The organism is Gilvimarinus sp. F26214L (assembly GCF_054401055.1).
This window is the reverse complement of record NZ_JBTIYG010000028.1, coordinates 1-3,642: the sequence shown is the minus strand read 5'-3', so window position 1 is coordinate 3,642 and position 3,642 is coordinate 1. Positions and strand designations below refer to the sequence as shown.

At 47.4% G+C, this 3,642-nt stretch carries 7 protein-coding genes; 4 read left to right on the top strand and 3 right to left on the bottom strand.

Annotated elements, in window-relative coordinates:
* The first annotated feature begins 106 nt into the window (after positions 1-106).
* The 3 genes from ACURWW_RS17105 (at position 107) to ACURWW_RS17095 (ending at position 1,647) form a co-directional block, all read left to right on the top strand.
* The gene (locus ACURWW_RS17105) at positions 107-640 is read left to right on the top strand and encodes a hypothetical protein (RefSeq protein ID WP_445618353.1); all 534 of its coding nucleotides are present in this window, start codon (positions 107-109) and stop codon (positions 638-640) included.
* Entirely contained in the window at positions 637-801 is a 165-nt protein-coding gene (locus tag ACURWW_RS17100; RefSeq protein ID WP_445618354.1) for a hypothetical protein, read from the top strand. Before ACURWW_RS17105 ends, ACURWW_RS17100 begins: the two co-directional genes overlap by 4 nt.
* A 153-nt stretch (positions 802-954) precedes the next feature.
* Positions 955-1,647 (top strand): phytanoyl-CoA dioxygenase family protein, encoded by a 693-nt coding sequence (locus ACURWW_RS17095; RefSeq protein ID WP_445618355.1) that lies wholly within the window; start codon positions 955-957, stop codon positions 1,645-1,647.
* An 87-nt stretch (positions 1,648-1,734) separates the two neighbouring features.
* Here ACURWW_RS17095 and ACURWW_RS17090 read toward each other — a convergent pair whose 3' ends face one another.
* Both ACURWW_RS17090 and ACURWW_RS17085 read right to left on the bottom strand, forming a co-directional pair.
* Positions 1,735-2,052 (bottom strand): CcdB family protein, encoded by a 318-nt coding sequence (locus tag ACURWW_RS17090; protein ID WP_445618356.1) that lies wholly within the window; start codon positions 2,050-2,052, stop codon positions 1,735-1,737.
* Positions 2,053-2,298, bottom strand: coding sequence for a type II toxin-antitoxin system CcdA family antitoxin (locus tag ACURWW_RS17085; RefSeq protein ID WP_445618357.1), 246 nt, complete (start codon positions 2,296-2,298; stop codon positions 2,053-2,055).
* A gap of 142 nt (positions 2,299-2,440) precedes the next feature.
* On the opposite strand from ACURWW_RS17085, the gene ACURWW_RS17080 reads away from it, so the two are divergent.
* Positions 2,441-3,007 (top strand): hypothetical protein, encoded by a 567-nt coding sequence (locus ACURWW_RS17080; RefSeq protein WP_445618358.1) that lies wholly within the window; start codon positions 2,441-2,443, stop codon positions 3,005-3,007.
* Positions 3,008-3,456: 449 nt separating this feature from the next.
* On the opposite strand, the gene ACURWW_RS17075 is transcribed toward ACURWW_RS17080, so the two are convergent.
* A partial coding sequence (locus ACURWW_RS17075) for a hypothetical protein (protein ID WP_445618359.1) occupies positions 3,457-3,642 on the bottom strand: 186 nt, incomplete at its 5' end.

The window sequence follows — 3,642 nt, the reverse complement described above, 5'->3', positions numbered from 1 at the left end:
ACTGTTTGCGGCCATAGCAAACAGTTAACAAGCCAAAGCAGCCGACGCAAAAAAGCGCGCGGCTGTTTGGGGCGTTAGAAATTTATCACCTATGGAGAATACGTCTATGGAAAGATCGCATGCTTTTGCATTGAATAAATACGAAGCCTATCGGCGGCAAGCAAGGGAAATCTCAGCTGATGCTCTTCCTCCGCACCTAAAAAAGGCTTTAAAACTTAAGGCGATCGACGGCAGTGCCCTTGCAGCGGCGGCATCATGGGGCCAGGACCTTGCCCGGCAGGTCGATTGGGATTGGATTTTCGCCAACAGATATACTTTCAGGTATCCCAAAGCGTTCGATCTTTCTGTCTGGGTGGGAAATACCTTGTGTTCGTTGTCGTTGGGCAGGCCAAGCTACAACGGCAAATTCATGCGGCTGGATTACGTCGATAAAGCCCCGTCGAATTGCCCGTTCTCAAGTGACATGGTCGGTATAACCATACTTGCCTACGAAACCTATGCGACGCTGATTGGCGCCAAACAATTTCGCATTATCGACCCGATCAACGACAAGGTCCTTAGGTCATACCTACGGCAGGGAGGCTTTTCTTACCACAAAGGAAGGCAAGGCAATCCACATTACCTGGTGAAAGAGCTATGAGCAAAGATGCAGATAACCAGAGGGCGGCCAGAGAGCGCGCCAAGCAGAATGCAGACAAGCTATTTGGCAAACGTTCGAAGGAGCAAGAGAAAGCTCTAAAGGATGTTAGGACGATAGGAAAGCCTGAGAATCTGGTTAAGCCTGAAAACAAGGATGATTAAGTCAGACAGATTTCTAACAAAGCGCTGCACGCCGACGCACAAAACTACGCGGTTTCTGTGTGCTCCGCTTCGCTGCACACTAACACAGAAGCCGCTACGCGTTGCGCGCGGGTGAGCGCGGCGTTATGCCACAGCAGATCAGAAGGCTCAGAAGTGACGCCAAAGCAAAAATCATCGTTTCTTGAAAATGGCTGGCTTTATATCCCGGGTGCGCTTGCTAAAAGGGTGGTTCACCCTGTGAAGGCTCATGTGCAAAATGAGCTGAAAAGGCAGAATATATGGTCTACTGGAAGGACCCTATCCCGTAAGTTCAAGGATATTCCAGTATTCCAGCAAACCGGAAAATTGGGTCAGTTGATAAACTATCCCAAGCTGAATGAGAAGCTTATTTCAGAAGAGCTATATTCCGACATGTGTCAATTGGCTGGCACATCATTGTCAGGTCAGGAGGGCAAGTTGCTCATTTCGTTGCCTCATCAAGTTGACTGGTCTCTTGAAGGGTTGAGCTGGCATCGTGATATTTCCAAATCTCAGTTAAGTGGCATACCCGGAGTGCAGGCATTTGTCCTATTGGACAATTTATCTGTAAAAGGAGGAGCGACTCTAGCCTTAGCCGGATCACACCGGATAAAGAGCCAATCTCAAGCAAAGCAAATCATCTCAAGACTTACTGGTGACGGATTTGATGGACGTGTAAATGTGGATGGTATTGAGCTTTCTCTCATAGAGATGGCGGGCAGAGCGGGGGATGTCTATTTGATGGATATGCGGCTGCTCCATACGCCTTCGATCAATTCAACCAAGAATGTACGTATGATGGCCACTGCTCGTTACTTTGCAGTGTAGTGGCTCCCAAGATGATTAGTCGGATGAACAATTGGCATAACAAACAGCTGTTGCCGGACGCGCATACGCGCGCCGCAACGCTGAGCGTTAAATGCCCGCAATAGCGAAATCCAGTGCGTTGATAATGTGGTCTCGAAAATGGGCGAGAGATCCAATTGGGTTCGCTAGTTGCTTGGCTGGAATCGAGGAGATTTGTGGCGTCAGTAGTAGAAGCTCGTCGTCTTGATAGGTAAGTTGGGGCGTCAGGCCGCTCATGGTTTCGTTCGAAAAAGAGGAGAGATAGCCAAGAGGAATCACAATCCGCGTAGCTATCTCTGATATGTAGGGACTTTGTATATCGACCAGGTAGGGGTAATGTGCTCTCGTAGCCTTGCTTGGGTTTCGGTAGACGTCAAACTGAGCCATTCAGAACTCCCGGAAGTCGTCACCGAAGCAACCATTTTGCTCCACGAAGGCATTGTAAGCCGCTATGGCGGCCTTGTTTTCTTGAGCCCATTGGGCGGAGCGCGACTGGGCCAATTGCTGTTGCAGCGCTTGCTCAAGCGTAGCCGAAAGATTAATGTTTAAAGCACGACTTTTGGCCAGTAAGTCGCTGTTTATGCTCAGGTTTGTTGCTTTTTTGGGGGCATTGGGGTCATATATGTGTGGCATTGAACTTACCTCAATTCGCACTGGGCGCATCCGAATTAATGCGCATCCTTGTGCGCATAGTAATGCATTTAACAAAGCCAGACAACGCGACGCTAAAGACAGCGCGCTTGCTGGTGGCGTTAGGGCAAGGCGACTATCGGCGATGAGAAAGATAATAGTATCCGTCATCATGTTTATAGGAACGTCAGTTTTAGCTGAAGAAGTTCCTCCTGAGTCTTTTATGGGAGTAAAACTCCTTGAATCTACGAAGGATGATCTGTTAAGGGAATTCGGCGAAAGCAACCAAACGTATTTCTATAAACATGCTAATTCATCAGGATACTGCTACAAGTCGCTTGATGATACTTGGGTTGCATTCATGCTTTCCGGTCCAAGCAAATTTGACTCTATCGAAGTGTCGAAAAGGCAACTATCTGACAAATGCACAAATGTTCAGATTGCGATTAATAATTGTATTTCGAGTTACTGTATAGGAATGTCTAGATCAGAGATCGAGCTTGCTCTGAACAAGAGACTAGAAAAAGTAGACTATCCGAAGGGAGACGACCTTGAAGTTGCTTATTACGAGTATTCAGTTCCTATGCCGGACGATAGGGCAGAACATTTTCCGGGAATCGCAGAGATACCGATAAACCATAATGTTTGGTTTCGCTTTGACAATGAGGTGCTGTACGCCGTGGGAATATGGAAAGTGGAACACCTACCCTAACAGAACAACGTTGGCCGACACAGCAAGCATCGGCCTTGCAAAACAGGCCTCAAATCGCTTGTTGCGCGGCGAATTGGGGCGTTATGGGTATGATTAGACTTATCGCTAGTTTCATTTTTCTTCTCATTTTCCAAGTGCCGTTAGCAGATACTGTCGATTGTGATTCTGAGCTGGAAATTACACCAGCCAACCAGAAGACCTTTGCGATTTGCCTTGCTAGCAAAACCAGTGGGAATGAAACGACTGTATTTTTCTCGTATCCTGAGAGTACAGGAAGCGGCAACTACGAGGTGACAAACACGCACGTCTATGACGAAGGTTCAGTTGTTTTTGGCCTTCCACACAGTGCAAACGTCAAACTTGGAAGAGTTTGGCATTATATAACGGTCGAAAACACTAGGCTGAGCGAGGTGGAGACGCGAATAATCTACGCAAAGGAATCTAACCAATTATGTCCACAAGTGCTCAAGATCAGGCTCGACACCGAGCTCGTGATATCGAGTTACGGAATCGATCAGGATAGCCATGATGCGTTCATCAAGTGTAATGCCCGTCACCCATAACAAATAAGGATATGTTGCGCTTGCCGCAACATATCTGATTGTTGAACGAGCCCGGTGGTCCTTATTAAGTAA